The sequence below is a fragment of the Mesorhizobium sp. WSM3868 genome (assembly GCF_002294785.1).
Lineage (GTDB): Bacteria > Pseudomonadota > Alphaproteobacteria > Rhizobiales > Rhizobiaceae > Mesorhizobium.
Genome location: NZ_NSGB01000002.1, coordinates 561,803 through 582,223 on the forward strand (window position 1 = coordinate 561,803; position 20,421 = coordinate 582,223).

A 20,421-nucleotide genomic window follows, 5' to 3' on the forward strand; every position below is an offset into this window, starting at 1 on the left:
TGTTCGAAGAAAGGGAACGCCCGGAGCCCCAACTGTGACAACTCCGGGCGCTACAAGCTCAGGAGAAGGTGAGCTCACCGACCGGTGTGTGCGCGGGAAATGCCGCGTCAAGCGCCGTCGTCCCGGAGGCACCCTGCGTGATCGTTTCGATCGAACCGTGAACCGTCAGGCTTGGGGTCTCGTACTCTTGCTTTTCAACATTCTGTTCCATTCTATTCTCCAATTAAGACTGGAAGCGGCGTCGGAATGCCGCCAGCATATTGCTATGCTGCATCGCAATTGCTGCACGGCAACATTTATGAGTCAAGCCTGATTTACCAGGTAGTAATCAATTCTTGGTTGCGCATGCCTGCGTCGGTGATGACGTCGCCGGCTTTTGCATCTCGGGCGAACAGCACTCGAACGTTCAACATAGCCTTTTTGCCGTCTAAGTAAGCATATGATTTGATTGAGGTAAGTTCGAGAGCTTAAGTGGCTATGTAGGAACTTGCGGAGAAAACACTCCAGGAATAGCAATTGCCAGCTCGCCTCGCCGCCACCGGATTTGTCTTCAAAAGTGATCGGCCATGAGCGAATATGAACGCTCAGGTTGCAGGCGCGAGGCGGCTTGGGATGGGCCTGGATGGGGCTCCTGATTTTTTGGCGATGCTTTTCTTCGCAGTTGCGGTATAAGGCCCCGCGGGCGGTTTTGCGGAGAGACGACAACGGGCATGACCGTGCAGGACGCTTCTTACGACAGGCTGCGTGCGACCGGCAGTGCCGACGAAGTCGCCTATGTGCAGGCCTGTCTGCGGCTGTTCTTCAATCCGACAGCGCGCGCGGTCGACCATGGCGGTATGCCGGCTCCGGCAATCTGCGTGGCCGACATTACCGACATTGCGAGGTTGAACAAGGTCGCCGTCTTTATGCTCAAGGCTCTCTCGCATGGGGCCACCGGCGCGACGCCTCCCGAATTGCTCGCATGGCTCGATGGCTATCGCCGGCGTACCATGTCGATGAATGCCGCCTGCATCGGCGATTCGATCGCCATCCATCAGGTGTTGCAGGACAGGCAGATCGACTTCGTCTTCCTGAAGGGACCGCTCCAGCAGCAATTGCTCTACGGCGACCATTTCATGAAGCCGTCCGGCGACGTCGATATTCTGGTTTGCCCGTCCGGCTTCGCTGCCGCCCGCGAAGCCCTTCGCTCGGCCGGCTACGAGGTCGCCGGCAAGTCCCGGTCGGTCTGGTGGGTGCGTTTCCTCGGCGAGCAGCACATGGTCCGCGACGATGGCGTGCGGGCCGCAACGGTCGATCTCCATTATCGGCTGCAGCAGCCGGGCTCGCCGAGCCCGCGCGACATCGACGGCTTCCTGCGCCGCAAGCGCGAGGTCAAGGTTGCGGGCGCCTCCATGCCCCTGATCTCGGCGTCCGACACGTTGCTCTTGTCCTGCATCAGCGTCGCCAAAGCCTTCTTCAACCGCGAGCCCTGCGCCGGCTATGTCTGCGACGTCAGAGCCGCCGCCCGCAGGCTGAACGAAGCCGAGCAGCAGAAACTGCTCGACCATGCTGCGGAGCAGGGCCTTGCCGACACGCTGCTGCTTGGTTTGCGCGCGGCCGACGTTCTGCTTGGCGGTACCGCCACGCTGCTTTCGGAGCGCGCCACCCGGATCCTGGCGCGCATCGAGAATGCCGACCTCTTCCACATGGTGATCGCGCCCTGGCTGTCCTCGTTGCGCTGGCCGCAGCGGCGAACGGTGCTGTGGGAGCTCTGCGGTCGCGAGCCGGTGCGCTATCTGGCGGAGGCCGGCTGGGCGGCTTCCGCCGATCTCAGCCGGCGGATCTTCGAGCGGCCGGCCGCGGCCGCGCCGGTGCGGGGCAACGCATGAAGATTCGGTTTTGCATTCATAGGTGGGCGGTCACTCATGCAATCGAAAGGTGAATCATGGCCGTGACGACCCCAAGGGTCTGCGTCATCATCGCCGCCCGCAACGCGGCGCGGACCATACCGGTCGCCATCGCTTCGGCTCTGCGCGAGCCGGAGGTGGCGGAAGTCGTCGTGGTCGACGACGCCTCCACCGACGACACACAGAACGTGGCGCGCGCCGCCGATGATGGCAGCGGTCGGCTCAAGGTGATGCGTCTCGACGTCAACCATGGTCCGTCCTTTGCGCGCAACGCCGCGATCAAGGCTTCCGTTTCGCCTTTCATCAGCATCCTCGACGCCGACGATTTCTTCCTCGAAGGGCGTTTCCGCCGGCTGTTTGCCAACGCCGACTGGGATTTCGCGGCGGACAACATCATGCTGATCAGGGACGATGCCGCGACCGACCCCACCAAGGTCGCAGCTCCGTCCTTCGCGCCAGAACCGCAATTCCTCGACTTCGAGCGTTTCATCGAAGGCAACATTTCTCGCCGCCGCGTGCTGCGCGGCGAACTGGGCTTCCTCAAGCCGGTGATCAGCCGGGCGTTCCTCGATCGTCACGGGCTGAGCTACGATGAAAAGCTGCGGCTCGGCGAGGACTACGAGCTCTATGCGCGCGCGGTCGCCTGCGGCGCGCGTTTCAAGATCATCAAGTCCTGCGGCTATGGCGCGATCGTTCGCGCCGACTCGCTGAGCGGCCGCCACAGGACGCAGGACCTGAAGCGGCTTGCCGATGCCGACCTGGCCTTGCTGGCGCTGGGCAACCTGCCGGAGGGCTCGAAGGCCGCGTTGCGGCGCCACGAGCGCCATGTGCGCGACAAATACCGGCTGCGGAATTTCCTTGACGTGAAGGCGGAGCGCGGCCTGGCATCGGCCGCCGCCTATGCCTTGGCCAGCCAGTCCAATCTGATCCCGATCGTTCGCGGCGTGGCGGCCGACAAGCTGGACGCCTTGCTCCGCCGCGCCGGCATTGCTGCAAAGCAGGTGCCGCCGATGCGCTTCCTGTTGCCGGCAACAAGTGCCGCAACGGAATGATCCGACAAAAGCGGTCAGCGCGGGCGCCGTTCCCAAAAAAATCCGCTTTCCGAAACTACGAGGTTGCCTACTTGCCCCGAGAATGGCAAGCTATGCTGCGGTGCAGCAATTTCGAAAGGCCGATCGAATGGCTTCGATTTTTGGCTTCAGATCCAGGGATCCGGCTCGTGACCGGCAGACCGATCTCCAGCGGCTCGACCGTCTGGCGAAGCTGTTCGACCAGATCTCTGCCGAGATCGAAGCGGAAAAGACCGGGCTGGAGAACCGCTATCGGTCGACGGCGACCAACGCCGCTTTCCTGGTCGAGGCAATGGAGAACGGCTCAGCGTCGACAGACAAGTCGTCGGATGTCAACACGATGACCGGCGCGATCCTGAATTACGAGCGGCGCATCGCCGAACTCACGCGCCAGAAAGGTCTGATGAAGGAACTGCGTCATTCGCTCGACGCGATTGTCGACGAAAGTGTCGGGCAACCCGGTTCGCAGGGCGCACAGGCAAGGTCTGCGGGCAGAGGCTGACAGCACGTCCAGGCGCGGTCATAGCTGCAAAACATTAGAGGAGTAAGAGGCGGAGGATCAGAAGCGGCTCTCTGGAGGCGGGCCAGGAATGACTTTGGGTTGGGGCGGACAGCACAAAGGTAAGTTTGTCATGAACGCATATCCGAACGACACCTCCACCGCGGCTGCTTGCAGCATGCCGCGCGCGAATTCGAACAGGTCGAAGACGCTTAAGCTCCGGCTCGCCGGCGCATTGCTTGCGGCCGCGGCCGCTATTGTGGCACCGCCCCATAAGGCGCATGCCGAGGAGATGCAGAGCGCGCCGTCCTTCGTCGACAATTTTTCGAGTTTCGACCGTTCGCGCTGGTTCGTCTCCGACGGCTGGAGCAACGGCAATCATCAGAACTGCACATGGTCGAAGGACCTTGTCCGGCTTTCGGACGGCGTGCTGTCGCTGAGCTTCGAAAAGCGCAAGCTGAAGGATCGCGACTTCGCCTGCGCCGAGGTCCAGACCAAGCAGCGCTATGGCTACGGCGTCTATGAGGCGCGGATGAAGACCGATACCGGATCCGGCCTCAATGCCGCCTTTTTCACCTATATCGGACCGCAGGACAAAAAGCCCTGGGACGAGATCGACTTCGAGGTCCTCACCAAGGATCCGACCAAAGTCCAGGTGAACAGCTACATCCAAGGCAAGCCGAAGAACGGCAAGCTGGTCGACGTCGAAGGCGGCGCCGATAAGGGGTTCAACGACTATGGCTTCGTCTGGGAGAAGGACCGGCTGCGCTGGTATGTCAACGGCAAGCTGGTCAACGAGGTGACCAACCCGGACGAATTGCCGACCAATCCGCAAAAAATATTCTTCAGCTTGTGGGGCAGCGACAAGCTGACCAACTGGATGGGCGCCTTTGCCGATCCCGGCCGCAAGGTGACCATGCAGGTCAAGCGCATCGCTTTCACAGCGCTCGGCCAGCCGTGCCAGTTCCCGGAGTCGCTGGCATGCACCATAACCAACAGCAACTAGGCATGTCCCCCAAAGTAGGAACTGGTTTTGGGATGCGGATCATGCCGAATATCTAGGCCTCATACAGGGCCTGGGGGACATCTTAACTGGCCGGGCCGTCTTTGCGGCCCGGCCTTAAACAGGAATAGAACCAAATGAATTTGACGGTGTTTGGAATTGGCTATGTCGGTCTCGTCCAGGCCGCGGTGCTTGCGGAAGTCGGGCACGAGGTGGTGTGCGTCGACATCGACGAAGCGAAGGTGGAGCGGCTCAACCAGGGTTTCATCCCGATTTTCGAGCCAGGACTGGAAGCTCTCGTCAAGGAGAACCACGCCGCCGGCCGCATCCGCTTCACCACCGACGCGGCCGCGGCGGTCAAGCATGGCCAGATCCAGATGATCGCGGTCGGCACGCCCCCTGGCGAGGATGGCTCGGCCGACCTGAAATACGTGCTTGCCGTCGCCGAGGCCATCGGCCGCGAGATGGACGCGCCCAAGATTGTCGTCGGCAAGTCCACCGTGCCGGTCGGCACCTGCGAGAAGATCAAGGAAAGGGTCGCCCAGACGCTGAAGGCGCGCGGCCGCGAGGACCTGACCTTCGACGTCGCTTCGAATCCGGAATTCCTCAAGGAAGGCTCGGCGGTCGCCGACTGCATGAAGCCGGACCGCATCATCGTCGGCACGTCGAGCGAGGACACCGAGGCGGTGATGCGCGAGCTATACGCGCCGTTCAACCGCAACCACGAGAAGATGATCGTGATGGATGTCCGCAGCGCCGAGTTCACAAAGTATGCGGCCAACTGCATGCTGGCGACCAAGATCAGCTTCATGAACGAGATGGCGAACCTCGCCGAGCAATTGGGCGCCGACATAGAGGAGGTGCGCAAGGGCATCGGCAGCGATCCGCGCATCGGCTACCATTTCATCTATCCCGGCCTGGGCTATGGCGGCTCCTGCTTTCCCAAGGATGTACGCGCGCTGATCAAGACCGCCGAGGGCGTCAAGTTCGACGCCAAGCTGCTGCGCGCCGTCGAAGAGCGCAACAACGCGCAGAAATCGGTGCTGTTCGACAAGGTCAACCGCTATTTCCAGGGCGCCCTCAAGGGCAAGACATTTGCGCTGTGGGGCCTGGCCTTCAAGCCGAACACCGACGACATGCGCGAGGCTCCGTCGCGCACGCTGATGGAGGCGCTTTGGGCCGCCGGCGCCAAGGTGCAGGCTTACGATCCGGAGGCCATGCAGGAGTGCCAGGCCATCTACGGCCAGCGCGAGGACCTTCTCTTGTGCGGGACCAAGGAAGCGGCCCTGCGCGGCGCCGACGCGCTTCTCATCTGTACCGAATGGAAGAGCTTCAGGGCTCCCTCCTTCGACGCGCTCAAGGACGCGCTGTCGACACCGGTCATCTTCGACGGCCGCAACCTCTACGACCCGAAGGTCATCGCCCGCTACGGCATCGAATACCACTCGATCGGCAGGATGGCGGCATGACAGTGTCCGCCGCCAGCTTCCCGCCGCATGGCTCCGGCGAACGACAGTGGGACCGACAATGATGGAGGGTCGATAATGATCGTGCGCGTTTCGGGAGATTCGATCTGATGGTGATGGACGTTCAGCCCGAACAAATCGCCAACGAGCATTTCGACCTCGTCGTCATCGGTTCCGGGTTCGGTTCAGCCTTTTTCCTGCATGAGTTCCTGAAGCGGCGCAAAGCCCGGGTCTTGGTGCTGGAATGGGGCCGCCACAACACGCATGAATGGCAGCTTGACCAGAACGCCAACACCGACATAGACGACGAGAGCACTTATAAGACCGACAATGCCGACAAGCCGTGGAACTACACGATCGGCCTCGGCGGTGGCACCAACTGCTGGTTCGCGCAAACGCCGCGTTTCCATCCCAACGACTTCAGGCTGAAGAGCACATACGGCGTCGGCAACGACTGGCCGATCAGCTATGACGAGCTGGAGCCGTTCTACTGCGACGCCGAGGAGGTCATGTCGATCTCCGGCGACCCCGACATGGCCCGGATGCTGCCGCGTTCGCGGCCGTTTCCGCAGCCGCCGCACCGCATGTCGACGCCGGACCGCATGATGAAGGCGGCGCAGCCGGAGCAGCATTTCGTCATGCCGACCGCCCGCGCCCGCGTCGCGACGGCGCAGCGCAACTCATGCTGCGCCAACCTCAGATGCTGGCTGTGCCCGGCCGACGCCAAGTTCACCGCCAACAATGGTTTGATGCACGTCTTCCAGCATGCGGATGTATCGGTCTGCCTGGGCGCCGAAGTGCGGCGGCTCGACCATTCAGCCGGCTCGGTGCGTTCGGTTGCCTTCGTGCGCGACGGCAAGGAGTATTCGGTCAGCGGCGATCTCGTCATCCTTGGCGCCAACGCCATCCAGAGCCCTGCAATCATGCTGCGCTCGGGGCTCGGCGGCGAATTCGTCGGGCTCGGCCTGCACGAATCCTATGGCTGGAACTACGAGGTCTATCTCGACGGCGTCGACAATTTCGACGGCAGCACCATCACCACGGGCCTGAATTTCGGCCTCTATGACGGCCCGCATCGCGCCGAGCACGCGGCGGCGCTGGTCTATTTCGAGAACCGCTGGCAGCACGGCATGCGAGCCGAGAAGGGGCGGCTGCGGCAGGCGCTGCCGCTGGTCATCGTCACCGAAAACCTGCTCGACCCGGAAAACCGGGTGATCCTCGACAAGAACGAGAACGCCTTCGTCAGCTTCAAGGGTGCCTCCGACTATGCAACCAAGGGCATGGCCAAGGCGCTCGAGAGGCTGCCGGAGCTGCTCAAGCCGCTTCCGGTCGAGCAGATATTCGATCGCGGCATAAGGCCGACCGAATCGCATGTGCAGGGCACCTTGCGGATGGGCACCGGCCCGGCCGACTCGGTGGTCGACCGCGACATGATCCACCACCAGCTCCGGAACCTCGTCGTCGTCGGCACCAGCACCTATCCGAGCTGTTCCTGCGCCAACCCAAGCCTGACCGCCGCCGCGCTTTCGCTGCGGGCGGCGAGCCGGCTGGCATGAAGGAGGGTCCGATGAAGATCACGCGACGCACCGCATTGGCCGTTGTTGCCGGCGGCATTGCTTCGACCGGCATCGCCGCTGCGGCCGTATCGTCCTTCTCGGATGAGGATCTGGTCCGCATCACGCTCGAGAAATACTTCGGCCCGCTCAACATGCGCATCGAGCACCTGCAGCAATTCGTGCTCGAATTCCGCAACCGCAACCCGTGGATATTCCCGAGCGAAAAGCTGGCGGACGCGGTGACGCTTTTGGAGACCGTGAGGCTCGACAGGGCGCGCGAATTGCTGCCCAGGCGCAAGCAGCAGGATGTCGGCAATTTCGAGCGCTGGGTCATCGCCGAGTTCCACATGCTGACCGATTATGCCTGGCGCAGCTCGCCCCATGATCCGATCCGCTTCACCGGCTGGCATCCATGCACCAATCCGTTCGCCAATCTCGAGCAGCAGACTGCCTGACACTGCCCGCCGGCATGTTTGCCGGCAAGCCAGGAAAACTGGCCAAGAAAAATGTGACAAGGAGCCGAACCATGAAAGTTCTCTTCGCAGGCGGAAACGGCTATCCGCCGCAATTCAGCGGCGGCGTCCAGTCGAGCACCCATCATCTGGCGGAACAGTTGATCGAACACGGTCATGAGGCATCGGTGCTTGCGGCTTTGTTCGGGCAGGGCATGTTCGGATACAAGGCGCGCGCCAAGATGAAGCTCCTCGGTCAGCGCGCCGTCGTCGACAATTTCCCCGGCTATCCGGTGGTGCGCGCCTGGTTCCCCTGGGAAGCGGTCGCCTTTGCCGTAAAGAAGCTGCAGCCGGACGTAGCGGTGGTGCAGTGTCACAAATCGGTTCCGCTCGGCAAGGCGCTGGAGGCCGAGGGCGTGCCGCTGGTGGTCTATCTCAGGAATGTTGAATTCCATGAACTCGGGGGCGATCTGCGCGAGCTGAACTCGGCGTCTTACATCGCCAATTCCGAGTTCACGGCGCGCACCTACAAGCGCGAGTTCGGCATCGATTCCACGGTGATCCCGCCGACGATCAATCCGGCCTCCTACAGCACGCCGACGACGGGCGAGTACGTCACCTTTATCAATCCCTACGAGGAAAAGGGTTTCGAGCTGGCGGTGCGGATCGCGGCCGCCTGCCGGGAGATCCCTTTCCTGTTCGTCGAGAGCTGGAAGCTGGATGACGATCACCGCGCCCGCATCGCGGAAACGATCGCGCCGTTCTCCAATATCAAGCTCGAAAACCGCACCGACGACATGAAAACTCTCTACGGCCGCACCAGGATCCTGCTGGCGCCGAGCAAATGGGAAGAGGCGTGGGGTCGCGTTGCCTCGGAGGCCCATTGCAGCGGCATTCCCGTCGTCGGCTCGCGGCGCGGCGGCCTGCCCGAAGCGATCGGCTCGGGCGGCGTCGTGTTGGACTATGACGCGCCGCTCGAGGACTGGGTCACGGCGCTCAGGCGGCTGTGGAATGATCGCGAGGAGTATCAGCGGGTCTCGGAAGCCGCGCTCACGTTCTCGCAGCGCCCGGAACTCGATCCCGAGCGCCAGTTCGCCACCTTCTTCGCCTTGCTGGACAGGGCTGCCCGGCAGCGCGCCCGGCGCGCTGCTTAATGCATTTCGCCCAGAAATCTGCAGCGGTTCTGGGCGCGACAGACATCGAAACAACGACTCAAACGAGCGTCGACTGAATTCGATTCGGCGCGAGGCACCTTAAATCCGCGTAAGGTTTTGCTTACGCTGGTCTTTTGACCCGGCGCTTCAGCAGTTCATAGACGCGTTCGCCAAGCAGGGCGCGCGCGGCGGTCTTGATGACCTTCTTGCGCCCTTCGGGCGAATTGATCTGCCTGAGCCGTGCCGGCAGGTTGCGGGCCGCCTGCTCCAGCGCCGGCAAGGAAAACGCGTCGGGAAAGCTCACGATGTTGGTTTCGACGCACAGCACCGGCTTGCCCGATAGCTTGGCGATCTTGAGCGCCTGCTCGTGCTCGCTCTCGATGAACAGGATGGCGTCCGACTTGCGATAGAACTCGGCCTTGAAGCTGCCATGCGCGCCAAGTCGCTGCCGCTCGGCCTTGCTCGGCAGGTCGAGCATGACGAGATGGTCATATTTGATCTCGTGCTTGGCCAGCCAGGCTTCAGTCAGCTTGCGGTACTTTTCCAGCCGGCTGGTCACCAGCCAGCCGATCTTGCGCGTCGGCCCGAGAAGCGGCCGCGCCTCGGTGAGGAATTTCTCGTAGGCCGGGCCGTCGTCATTCTCGTCCGCCGTCGGATCGAGGCAAAGCACGCCGTCTATGTCGACGCAGCATTGCTCGAGGAAGACGTGGTGCATGAAGTTCCACTGGAACATCCTGGGATGCGGCACGACCTCGAAGACGATGTCGGTTTCCTTGTGCTGCGAAATCAGGCCGAACACGGCCGCGTAGACGAAATGGCCCGGGATGCCGGCAGCCGCGATTTTGCTGCGCGCGTCGCGCATGGCGTTGCCGCCGCTGACGCTGTCGTCGATCACCAGGATCTTGCGCATTTCGGAATGCTGCCGATCGAGCGCCGCGCGCCGCTTGGTGACCCCCGAGGTGTAGATCTTGCCGGCGAGAAAGCTGTCGAGATCGGTCATCGGGATATTCGCCGTCAGGCTGACCAGCGTCGCGGCGAGGATCCCGCTTCGCGGCACGCCGACCACCAGGTCGATGTCGCGCGGCAGCCGGTGCAGGTTCCGCGCGATCGCGTCGTTCATGTCTGAGATCGATCGGTAATTCATGCTGTTGCCTAACCCTCAAGAATCAGCAGTTTTGGGCTGCCCGGCCGCGGCCGGAATGCCTGGCGGTTTGCGCCGGCAAGGTCATTTCGCCTCGCTGGGCGCGGGGGAAAACCCGCGCGCCGGGATCAGCCGCAGCGCCTCCCGAAGCGCCTCGCGGCCGGCGCCGAAGGCGAGCGCGACGATGATGGTGACGACATAGGACAGCACCGCGCCGCCTGCGAGAGCGATGATGGGCTGCGCCGGCAGCATCGGCTTGGCGACCCAGACCAGGGCCAGCGCCAGATGCGCGCCGAGCACGAAGGGGGCGGCTGCGTGCAGCACATGGCTCGCCCGCAGCGGCCCGGCCTTGCCGACATAGAGCCACAGGAAAGGCGTCCGCAAATATTCGCTGACCGCATAGGCGACCGCGACGCCGAGCGCGCCATAAGGGAGGCCGATGGCGAAGGCCAGCACCGAGGTGACGGCGGTGATGATGCCCCAGCGCATGAAATCGCCCGAACGGCCCTGGCTGACGAACAGCCATCCGGCCGGATTGTTGAGCGGCTGCAGCAGGCCGGCGAAGCCCAGCGCGAGGAAAATGTTGGCGCTCTCCCGCCATTGCGGGCCGAGCACGAAAGGAATGAGCGTATCCGACATGGCGGTGGCGAAGGCCACGCCCGGCAACGCCACCAGGAGGATCAGCGGCATGACGCGCAGATAGGCGCTGCGATAACGGTCCGGCTCGTCCTTCAGCCGCGAAAGTGCCGGCACCATCACCTTCGACAGCGGGTTGGTGATCTGGCTGAGCGGGAAAAGCAGCAGCTTGTAGGCGCGGTCGTAGAGGCCGAGCTGCGCCTCGCCCCAATATTTGCCGATCAGCACATTGTCGAGATTGCGGGCGAAGAAATTGGCGAAGTTGAAGCCGGTGATGCCGGCGCCGAAATTGATCAGCTGGCTGATGCCTTCGACCTTGCGCGGCAGCCCCGGACGCCAGCGCGATGACACCCAGTAGCAAAGCGTCGGCAACACGGCGCCGGTCAGCGTGCCGGCAAAAAGCGCCCAATAGGAGCGGTCGATGAAGGTCCAGGCGATCGAGACCACAAGGCCCGTAACGGCGCTGGCGACGTCGATGACGGCGAGCCGGCTGAATTCCATGCGGCGCGTCAGCAGCGCCAGATGCTGGGCGCCGAGACCATAGGCCATGATCTGCAGGCCGAAGGCGGCAACCAGCCCCGTGACGCGCGGCTCGCCGTAGAAGGCGGCCACCAGGGGAGCCGCCGCGGCAAGCACGCAGGCCAGGATCACGCTCACCGCCGTGTTGATCCAGAAGAGGTAGTTGACCTCCTCGTGCCGGATCCCGGTTTTCTGGATCGTCGCCTGGGTCAGGCCGAAATCCTGGAACAGCGCGATGAAGGCGAGCACCGGCGCGCACATCGCCACGACGCCGAAATCCTGCGGCGACAAAAGCCGCGACAACACGATGACCGACACGATTTGGGTGGCGACCCGCACGCCCTGCGCCATCGCGGTGACGACGGCGCCGCGCCCGACCGATCTGCGCAGGGAGCCCTCGGGCGGATCGAATGCACTGGTTTCCAAATTCTGGATTCCTGATTTTGCGCCAGTCATCATCGCGACCGGCGCCCGCCGCCATGCACAAACTACCGCAAGAGGTTTTTGCAGCGCAACAAAAAATGTGCGCCGATTGCTACGCTGCACCAAAAATGTTGCGATGCAGCAAAAGCTGTACTAGCATCCCCTCTTGGGTGGCGGGCCCAAAAGCGGTCGAGTTTCATGCTGCATGTCTTGTACCTTGTGCATGACATATCCGACCCGGCGGTGCGCCGGAGGATAAAAATGCTCAGGGCAGGCGGCGCCGGGATAACCCTGGCGGGCTTCCGTCGCACCTCCAATCCGATCGCCGAGATCGAAGGCATCAAGCCCGTCGACCTCGGACCGACGCGCGATGGCCGATTCGCCCAGCGCATCGGTGCAGTTGCCAAGGCCGCCATGTCGATCGGAGCCAAATTCGCGGGCCTGGCGCGACCCGACCTGATCATCGCGCGCAATCTCGAGATGCTGGCGCTTGCCAGCCGCGCCAGGCGCGCTTTCGGCGCCGGCGTGCCGATCGTCTACGAGTGCCTCGACATCCATCGGCTTGTGTTGCGCAACGACCTGATCGGCAAGACGCTGCGCGGCGCCGAGCGCCATCTGGCCCGCGACGTCAAGCTTCTGGTGACCAGCTCTCCCGCCTTCGTCGCCAATTATTTCAAGCCGTTCGGGCAAATCGCGGCGCCGGTCGAGCTGATCGAGAACAAATATTTCGACACCATGCCTGTGCCGGCGGATCATCGCCGCGAGGACGACAGTCCGGCGGCGCCGCCTTGGCGCATCGGCTGGTTCGGCGCGCTGCGCTGCCGGCGCTCGCTGGAACTCCTGGCCGAGTTCACCCGCCGGCAAGACGGACGCTTCGAAGTGGTGCTCAGGGGGCGTCCCGCGCTCTCCGAATTCCCGGATTTTCATGCCTTTGTCGAAGCCGAGCCCTGGCTTTCCTTCCGCGGTCCCTACCGCAATCCGGAGGACATGGCGGCGATCTACCGCGAGGTGCATTTCTCCTGGGCGATCGATTTCTTCGAGCAGGGCCAGAATTCCGAATGGCTGCTTCCCAACCGGCTCTACGAAGGCTGCCGCTTCGGCGCCGTGCCGATCTCGATGGCGAGCACCGAAACCGGCCGGTTCCTGAAGCAGCAGGACATCGGTGTGCTTCTGTCCGAGGCCACGTCCGAAGGACTCGACACCGCGCTCGGCCGAATGGGTCAGGAACACTACGGCAAGCTGAAGTCGCGGGTGCTGGCACGCAATCCGCGGACCTGGAGCTACGACCGCAGCGATTGCCTGGCTTTCGTAGACAAGCTGCGCGGCCTGACCGCCGGTCGCAGGAGCTTTGCGACCGAGGCGCTGGCATAGGATGGCTAAGAATGGACAAAACCCGATGACGCGCACGACGGCATCGAGCCTGATCGTCATCCCGTGCCTCAACGAGGCCGCTCATATCGGCGGGCTGCTCCAGCGGCTGCGGCCGGCCGCGGCGCGGCTCGGCGCGCGCATCGTCGTGGCCGACGGCGGCAGCACCGATGGCACACAAGGCATCGTCGAAGAACTCGCTGCGGAGGATCCGCGCGTCATCCTGATCGCCAATCCGAAGCGCATCCAGAGCGCGGCGATCAACCTTGCGGTGGCGACCTTCGGCGACGACGCCGACTATCTCATCCGCATCGATGCCCATGGCGGGTATCCGGCCGATTATTGCGACAGGCTGGTCGAGGAAGCGCAAGCCACGGGTGCGGATTCGGTCGTCGTCTCGATGCTGACCAGCGGCACGGGCGCGGTGCAGAAGGCCGTGGCGGCGGCGCAGAATTCCAGGCTCGGCACCGGCGGCTCCAAGCACCGCCACATGTCGGCCGGCGAGTGGGTCGATCACGGCCACCATGCGCTGATGCGCATTGCCGCGTTCCGCGCGGTGGGCGGCTATGACGAGAGCTTCAGCCATAACGAGGATGCCGAGCTCGATCACCGCCTCCGTCTGGCCGGCTACCGCATCTGGATGAGCGGCAAGACGCAGATGGTTTATTATCCGCGCTCTACCTTGAAGAGCCTGTTTTTCCAATATCTCGGCTATGGCCGCGGCCGCGCCAGGAACGTGCTCAAGCATCGCATGATGCCCAAGTTGCGGCAAATGATCCCGCTGCTGGTGTTTCCGGTGGTCCTGATGGCGCTGTTGTCTCCGATCTTTGTGCTGGCGGCCGTGCCGTTTCTGGTGTGGGCGGGTGTCTGCCTCGGTTACGGCATTCGGACCGCGATCAGCCAGCGCAACCCCGCCATCGCGTTGGCCGGCGTGTCGGTGATGGTCATGCATCTGGGCTGGTCCATGGGCTTTTGGCTGCAACTTTTCGGCCCGCAGCCGTCGCGTGAGGCGGCGTGATGGCTGCGAAGAAGAGCGGCAGCATCGACATCTGCATCTGCACTTTCCGCAGGCCGGAGCTTGCCGACACGCTGCGCTCCATCGCCGCGCTGGAGAACCCCGCCGGTTTCGAGATCGGCATCGTCGTTGCCGACAATGACGACGAGCCGAGCGCGCAGCCGCTGGTGAAGGCGCTGGCGCAGGAACTGAAGCTGCCGATCCGCTATCGCCACGCGCCGGCGCGCAACATCTCGATCGCTCGCAACGCCTGCCTCGATGCCAGCGTATCGGACCTCGTCGCCTTCATCGACGACGACGAGACGGCTTCGCCGGGCTGGCTCGTCGAACTCGTGGCGACCGCGGAGGCGACCGGCGCGACGGCCGTGCTCGGGCCGGTCCGCGCGACATATCGCCAGGACGCGCCGGACTGGATGCGCAAAGGCGATTTCCACTCGACCTTGCCCGTCTGGGTGCGCGGCGAGATCCGCACCGGCTACACCTGCAACGTCCTGCTCAGGATGACCGAGGAAAGCCTGCGCAACCGGCGCTTCAGCCTGGCGCGTGGCCAGACCGGCGGCGAGGACACCGAATTCTTCGATTCAGTGGTCAAGTCCGGCGGGCGCATCGCCTTTGCCTCCCAGGCCTTCGTCGACGAGGTGGTGCCGAGCTCGAGGGCCGCCTTCGACTGGCTGCGCCGCCGCCGCTTCCGCTTCGGGCAGACGCACGGCCATCTCATCGGGCGCAACACCGGCGGCCTGCGCCGCGTCTGCCAGATCGGTCTCGCCTCGGCGAAGGCGGGCTATTGCTTCGGTATGGCGCTTTTGGCCGCAGTCAGCCCGGTGCGACGGAACCGCAGCATGCTGCGCGGCATTATGCATCTCGGCGTCGTCAGCGGTTTGGTCGGAGTCCGCGAAATCCGCCAGTACGGCATCACTCCGCAGGAAGGGGAAAAGCGTGCAGCCTGACGTCAGCTTCGTCATCGCCGCTTACAACGCCGAGGCAACTCTCGACCGGGCGATCGCCAGCGCGATGGCCCAGCGCGATGTCGCGATCGAAGTCATCGTCGTCGACGACCGGTCGAACGACCGCACGCTCGATGTCGCGCGCGCTTATCCTCAGGACATCGTCAGGGTGGTCGCGCTTCCCGCCAACCGCGGCCCTGGCGGCGCCAGGAATGCCGGGCTCGATCTGGCCCGCGGCCGCTGGGTCGCCGTGCTCGATTCCGACGATGCCGTCCTGCCCGGCAGACTGGCGGCCATGATCGCGCGGGCGGAGAAGGCGGGTGCCGAGATCGCGGTCGACAATGTCCAGGTCGTGCGCGAGGACGGCACGCCCGAAGACATCATGTTCCCGACCGGGTATCTCGAAGGGCTCGGCGAAATCTCGCTGACCGACTATATCGCCGGCAACATCGTTTTCGAGTCGCGCTTCAACCTCGGCTATCTGAAGCCGATCTTCCAGCGCCGTTTCCTGGACGAAAATCAGCTCCGCTACGACGAGAAGCTGCGCATCGGCGAAGACTACATTCTTCTGGCGAGCGCGCTGGCCAAAGGCGGCCGCTGCGTGGTCGAGCCGACCGTCGGCTATGTCTACCATATCCGCACCGGCTCGATCTCGCGCGTGCTCGAGTTGCATCATGTCGAGGCGATGGCCGAAGCCGATGCCGCGTTCGCGGCCGCGCATTTCATGGACGACGGCGCCAAGGCGGCTTTCGCCAGACGCGGCCGCAGCCTGCGCAAGGCGGCCTCGTTCCTGTCATTGGTGCAGCACATCAAGGCGCGTGCGCCGCTGAGGGCGATACGCACGGCGCTCAGCGATCCGGCCGCGGTCCGGCATATGTCGATGCCGATCGCGGTTCGGCTGAGAAGGGTTGCGGCACAGTTTGCCGTGGGCACGGGGAGGTGAAGCATGCAGGCGCATGGAATGCGGTTTCATAGCCAGCGATAGGTAAAAAAGCGATATCCTCAGAAGGAATAAGCGATGCAGAAAGTCAGGAAGGCAGTCATACCGGTGGCGGGGCTCGGAACGCGGTTCCTGCCGGCGACCAAGTCGATGCCGAAGGAAATGCTGCCCGTCGTCGACAAGCCTGTCGTGCAATATGCCGTGGACGAGGCCTTCGAGGCCGGCATCGAGCACATCGTCTTCGTCACCGGCCGCAACAAGGCGGTCATCGAAGACTATTTCGACCTGCACCCTGAACTGATCGGGACGCTCGAGCAGACCGGCAAGAAGGCGCAGCTCCAATCGCTGGAAAGCTTGCTGCCGGTGGCCGGCGCCACCTCCTTCATCCGCCAGCAGTCGCCGCACGGTCTCGGCCATGCCGTATGGTGCGCACGCGACGTGATCGGCAACGAGCCCTTCGCGCTGCTGCTCCCCGACATGGTGTCCTTCGGCGCGCCGGGCTGCCTGGCGGAAACCGTCGACCTCTATCAGCGGACCGGCGGCAACGTCATCGCCGTCGAGCGCTGCGATCCTTCGGAAACCAGCAAATACGGCATCGTCGGCCGCGGCGCCGAGGTGGCCTCGGGCTTCGAAGTAACCGCCATGGTCGAGAAGCCGGCCCCTGCCAACGCGCCGTCGAACTTCTACATCAACGGCCGCTATATCCTGCAGCCGGAGATCTTCGCCCTGCTCGGCACCCAGCAACGCGGCGCCGGCAACGAGATCCAACTCACCGACGCGATGGTTCGACTGGCTGAAAGCCAGCCTTTCTTTGCCCAGCCCTTCAACGGCCGCATGTTCGACTGCGGCTCCAAGGAGGGCTTCATCGAGGCCACCATCGCCTTTGCTCTGGCGCGCGACGACATGAAAGGACCTGTCTTCGAAATGCTGCAGCAATTCGTCCGGTCGCACGAGCGCCGGGAAGTAGCCGCATAATGCCCAAATTTTGGGTGCATATGCGAAATCGCGATGGCGCGACAGCCGCGCAAGCGCTTGGCCTTCTTGGCCAGGCGCTCCGTGGCACGAATGTTGCGTGGCCTTTTCTGGTAACGACGACACTCTTCGAAGGCCGGTAGCGCCTGCAACCTGGAATTGGACCGACGATGAATTATGCCAACTTTCCTCTCGACAAGAGGATGCCATTGCCCAGCACCGAACCGGAAAAGGGTGAAGACTTCATCGACATCGAGCGTCTGCTTGGCATGGCCGCCCGGCAGGCCAAGGTGGTGGCGGTCTGCGCCGTCATCGGTCTGTTCCTGGGTGTGATTTATCTCCAGACGACGCCCAAGCAATACACCTCCCTTGCGAGCGTGCTGATCGACGACGGCCTGAACAAAGTCGTGGACGACATTTCGGCTGTCAGTGCCACGCAGCAGACGGATGCGACGATCCTCAGCCAGATCGAGATCCTCAACTCGGCGCGGCTGGCATCGGAGGTGGTCGACAAGCTGAAGCTGGACCAGAACCAGGAATTCATGAACCCGCCGCAATCGGCTTTGGCCCAGGGAATCGGATTCTTGCGCGGCATCGTCGGCTATTTCCGCAGCGGCGGCGGCAACCAAATCCCCGGGATCGAGAATGTCGATGCCGCAACGCGCGAAGCCATGATGAAGGCGGCAACCCATGACTACGCGGTCCTCGTGCTGCAAACCGGATTGATGGCGGATCGCAACGGCCGCAGCAATGTCATCAGCATCGGCTATCAGTCGACCAATCCGGCTTTGGCCACGGCCATCACCAAGGCTTATGCGGACGCCTACCTTGCCGACCAGCTCAACGCCAGCTTCGACGCCACCGAGCGCGCGGCCGTTTGGCTGCAAGGCCGGCTGACCGAACTGCGCGAAAGCTCGCAGGCAGCTGCGCTGGCAGTCGAGAAGTTCAGGGCCGAGCACGGGCTTTCCGCAAACAGCGACGGCCAGTTGCTCAGCGACAAGCAACTCGCCGACCTGAACGCCCAGCTCATCGTCGCGCAGGCCGATACAGCCCGCGCCAGCGCCCGCTACCAGCAGTACAAGGCGATCGTCGACAGCGGCTCCGAAAGCGCCTTCAACGATTCCGCGATAGCGGCCGATCAGCCGAGCAGCTCGGTCATCATCGCGCTGAAAACCCGCTATCTCGCGATCGCCAAGCGGTTGCAGGACGTCGAGAACAACTTCGGCAAGGATCACCCGCAGGCGGTTGCGCTGGCCAAGGAGAAGGCCGACGTCTCGGCGCAGATCTTCGGACAGCTGAAACAGATCACCGAAAGCTATCGAAACGACTATCAGGTGGCGCAGGCGCGCGAGACCGCGCTTAGGGAGAAGATCGCCACCCAGGCAGGCAAGAGCTCGATCGACAACCAGTCGCAGGTCAGGCTGAAGGAACTCGATCAGCAGGCGCAGGCGCTGACCACGCTCTATCAGACTTTCCTTAGCCGTTACGAGGAAGCGTCGCAGCAGCAGTCATTCCCGGTCGGCAAGGTCCGCATCATCTCCGACGCGTCGATGCCTCTCACCGCCTCGGCTCCGCGCACCTTGCGCGTGCTGGCGCTCTCGCTGGTGCTTGGCCTCATGCTCGGCGCCGGCTGCGGAGGCCTGAACGAATTCAACGAGCGCTTCTTCCGGACAGGCGAGGACATTCGCGACCGTGTCGGCCTGAAATTCCTCGGCTATCTGCCGACGATCGGCGGCGGCAAGGCCAAGGAGTCGAAACCGGACGACTTGCCGGCCGACGGCAAGGTCACCAGCCTGTCGGCCGCCGAGAAACGGGCGCGCATGCGGGTGAGCCTCGATGCGCCGGCCTCGATGTTCGCCGAGACGCTCCGCAATGCCAAGATCGCTTTCGACGTGGTGATGGAAGACAAGGGCAGTCGGGTGATCGGCGTCATCTCCGTCCTGCCCGGAGAAGGCAAGTCGACGGTTGCGGCGAACCTCGCCGGTCTGCTCGCCGCCAACGGCGCCAAGACTTTGCTGATCGATGGCGACCTGCGCAATCCGGGCCTCAGCCGCAGCCTCGGCATGGAGTCGGAGCACGGGCTGATGGAAGCGGTGGTCAATGGACAGACCTGGCAGTCGGTCGGCAAGGTCGACCGCCAGACCAAGCTGGCGATCATCCCGGCCGTGGTGCGCGGCCAGTTCTCGCACACCAGCGAGCTTCTCGGCTCCGCCGGCATGCGGCGTTTCATCGAGAACGCCAAGGAGACGTTCGAATACATCATCGTCGACCTGCCGCCGCTCGGCCCGGTGGTCGACGCCAAGGCCTTCGCGCCGTTGGTCGACGGCTTCGTGCTCGTCACCGAGTGGGGACGCACGCCACGCGCCATGGTGCGCTCGATGCTGGAGTCGGAACCCTACATCGCCGAAAAGATCACCGGCGCGGTGCTCAACAAGGTCGAGCTGAAGAAGCTGGCGAAATACGGCTCTCTCGGCGGTTCGGAAAAGTTCTTCGACCGCTATTCGAGTTACTACCTCGAGAAGTCGGAATCGCGCGCCAAGCAGGCCGCCTAAAGCAGTTCATCCGACGAAAAGCCGCGGCGGTTATTCTCCGGTCGACAGCAGCCGCCCATATTGGCCGACGATCCTGAGGGCGGTCAGCCGGCCGCTCTGGAAGGCGCCGGTGTCGATGCCGAGCCGGCGCCCGTCGAGCGTCGGAACGTCCACGATCGTATGTCCGTGCACGACCCAGCGATCGAGGCGGTGAGCCGCCGCCAGGAACTCGGATCGTATGTTGAGCAGGTCGGCCTCGTCCTGCGCTTCGAGCGCGATGCCGGGCCGGATGCCGGCATGGACGAAAAGGAACCGCTCCGAACAGATCATCACCGGCAGCGTGCGCATGAAGGCGACGTGGGTGGCCGGAATGGCCTCCCGGATACGCTCGTCTACCTCTTCGCTCGATCCGTACAAATCGGCCAGGCGGTCGGGATCGATACCGTAGGAGAACAGCGTTTCCCGTCCGCCGACGCGGAGCCACGGCTCCAGTGACAGATGGCCGTCGAGATAGGCGAGCATCGCCACTTCGTGGTTCCCGGCAAGGCACACGCGCATGAAACCTTCTGGCGGCGGTGCCATCAAATGCTCGACCACGCGCCGCGAATTGGGCCCGCGGTCGACATAGTCGCCGAGCATGATGATGATCTTGCGGCCGCGGAACTGCAGCGCGTCGAGCTCGATCTTCCCCTCCAGCGTGCGCAGCTCGTCGTAGCAGCCATGCACGTCGCCGATCGCGTAGACCACCGTGTCGCGCATATCCATCATCAGCCGTTCGCGCGGCAAGGGCCGGGGTCGTCTCGATCGTTGGAACAGGCTCACGGATTGAGGCTCGGTACTCAAACT

General features: G+C 63.6%; 18 protein-coding genes. 14 read left to right on the forward strand and 4 right to left on the reverse strand.

Annotation, left to right across the window (positions count from 1 at the left end):
* Window positions 1-58 precede the first annotated feature (58 nt).
* Window positions 59-211 (reverse strand): lasso peptide, encoded by a 153-nt coding sequence (locus CK221_RS05935; RefSeq protein ID WP_082953851.1) that lies wholly within the window; start codon window positions 209-211, stop codon window positions 59-61.
* 499 nt (window positions 212-710) lie between these two features.
* Between CK221_RS05935 and CK221_RS05940 the strand changes: the two genes are divergently transcribed.
* From CK221_RS05940 to CK221_RS05975, 8 genes are all read left to right on the forward strand, one after another.
* Complete coding sequence (locus tag CK221_RS05940; RefSeq protein WP_095777025.1) at window positions 711-1,868, forward strand: nucleotidyltransferase family protein; 1,158 nt, start codon at window positions 711-713, stop codon at window positions 1,866-1,868.
* 56 nt (window positions 1,869-1,924) lie between these two features.
* Complete coding sequence (locus CK221_RS05945; protein ID WP_095777026.1) at window positions 1,925-2,938, forward strand: glycosyltransferase; 1,014 nt, start codon at window positions 1,925-1,927, stop codon at window positions 2,936-2,938.
* Between the two features lie 127 nt (window positions 2,939-3,065).
* Window positions 3,066-3,458 (forward strand): hypothetical protein, encoded by a 393-nt coding sequence (locus CK221_RS05950; protein WP_067003728.1) that lies wholly within the window; start codon window positions 3,066-3,068, stop codon window positions 3,456-3,458.
* 130 nt (window positions 3,459-3,588) lie between these two features.
* Window positions 3,589-4,461 carry a glycoside hydrolase family 16 protein gene (locus tag CK221_RS05955; protein ID WP_095777027.1) on the forward strand — a complete coding sequence of 291 codons (873 nt, stop codon included), beginning with the start codon at window positions 3,589-3,591 and terminating at the stop codon, window positions 4,459-4,461.
* 134 nt (window positions 4,462-4,595) lie between these two features.
* The gene (locus CK221_RS05960; RefSeq protein WP_095777028.1) at window positions 4,596-5,927 is read left to right on the forward strand and encodes a UDP-glucose/GDP-mannose dehydrogenase family protein; all 1,332 of its coding nucleotides are present in this window, start codon (window positions 4,596-4,598) and stop codon (window positions 5,925-5,927) included.
* Window positions 5,928-6,034: 107 nt separating this feature from the next.
* Window positions 6,035-7,480 carry a GMC family oxidoreductase gene (locus CK221_RS05965; RefSeq protein ID WP_095777029.1) on the forward strand — a complete coding sequence of 482 codons (1,446 nt, stop codon included), beginning with the start codon at window positions 6,035-6,037 and terminating at the stop codon, window positions 7,478-7,480.
* 11 nt (window positions 7,481-7,491) lie between these two features.
* Complete coding sequence (locus tag CK221_RS05970) at window positions 7,492-7,935, forward strand: hypothetical protein (RefSeq protein ID WP_095777108.1); 444 nt, start codon at window positions 7,492-7,494, stop codon at window positions 7,933-7,935.
* Between the two features lie 71 nt (window positions 7,936-8,006).
* The gene (locus tag CK221_RS05975) at window positions 8,007-9,086 is read left to right on the forward strand and encodes a glycosyltransferase (RefSeq protein WP_095777109.1); all 1,080 of its coding nucleotides are present in this window, start codon (window positions 8,007-8,009) and stop codon (window positions 9,084-9,086) included.
* Window positions 9,087-9,207: 121 nt separating this feature from the next.
* Here the strand turns inward: CK221_RS05975 and CK221_RS05980 are convergent, their stop codons facing one another.
* Entirely contained in the window at window positions 9,208-10,230 is a 1,023-nt protein-coding gene (locus tag CK221_RS05980) for a phosphoribosyltransferase (RefSeq protein ID WP_095777030.1), read from the reverse strand.
* Between the two features lie 81 nt (window positions 10,231-10,311).
* Complete coding sequence (locus tag CK221_RS05985) at window positions 10,312-11,808, reverse strand: lipopolysaccharide biosynthesis protein (RefSeq protein ID WP_095777110.1); 1,497 nt, start codon at window positions 11,806-11,808, stop codon at window positions 10,312-10,314.
* 195 nt (window positions 11,809-12,003) lie between these two features.
* Between CK221_RS05985 and CK221_RS05990 the strand changes: the two genes are divergently transcribed.
* The 6 genes from CK221_RS05990 (at window position 12,004) to CK221_RS06015 (ending at window position 19,596) form a co-directional block, all read left to right on the forward strand.
* Complete coding sequence (locus CK221_RS05990) at window positions 12,004-13,176, forward strand: glycosyl transferase family 1 (RefSeq protein WP_095777031.1); 1,173 nt, start codon at window positions 12,004-12,006, stop codon at window positions 13,174-13,176.
* A 25-nt stretch (window positions 13,177-13,201) separates the two neighbouring features.
* The gene (locus CK221_RS05995) at window positions 13,202-14,191 is read left to right on the forward strand and encodes a glycosyltransferase family 2 protein (RefSeq protein WP_095777111.1); all 990 of its coding nucleotides are present in this window, start codon (window positions 13,202-13,204) and stop codon (window positions 14,189-14,191) included.
* Entirely contained in the window at window positions 14,191-15,135 is a 945-nt protein-coding gene (locus tag CK221_RS06000) for a glycosyltransferase (protein ID WP_095777032.1), read from the forward strand. The genes CK221_RS05995 and CK221_RS06000 overlap by 1 nt, the downstream gene beginning before the upstream one ends.
* Window positions 15,125-16,075 carry a glycosyltransferase family 2 protein gene (locus tag CK221_RS06005; RefSeq protein ID WP_095777033.1) on the forward strand — a complete coding sequence of 317 codons (951 nt, stop codon included), beginning with the start codon at window positions 15,125-15,127 and terminating at the stop codon, window positions 16,073-16,075. Before CK221_RS06000 ends, CK221_RS06005 begins: the two co-directional genes overlap by 11 nt.
* Window positions 16,076-16,150: 75 nt before the next feature.
* Entirely contained in the window at window positions 16,151-17,047 is an 897-nt protein-coding gene (galU, locus tag CK221_RS06010; protein ID WP_067003460.1) for a UTP--glucose-1-phosphate uridylyltransferase GalU, read from the forward strand.
* 167 nt (window positions 17,048-17,214) lie between these two features.
* Window positions 17,215-19,596 carry a polysaccharide biosynthesis tyrosine autokinase gene (locus CK221_RS06015; protein ID WP_095777034.1) on the forward strand — a complete coding sequence of 794 codons (2,382 nt, stop codon included), beginning with the start codon at window positions 17,215-17,217 and terminating at the stop codon, window positions 19,594-19,596.
* A gap of 30 nt (window positions 19,597-19,626) precedes the next feature.
* On the opposite strand, the gene CK221_RS06020 is transcribed toward CK221_RS06015, so the two are convergent.
* Window positions 19,627-20,343 (reverse strand): metallophosphoesterase family protein, encoded by a 717-nt coding sequence (locus CK221_RS06020; RefSeq protein ID WP_348628425.1) that lies wholly within the window; start codon window positions 20,341-20,343, stop codon window positions 19,627-19,629.
* Between the last annotated feature and the right edge of the window lie 78 nt (window positions 20,344-20,421).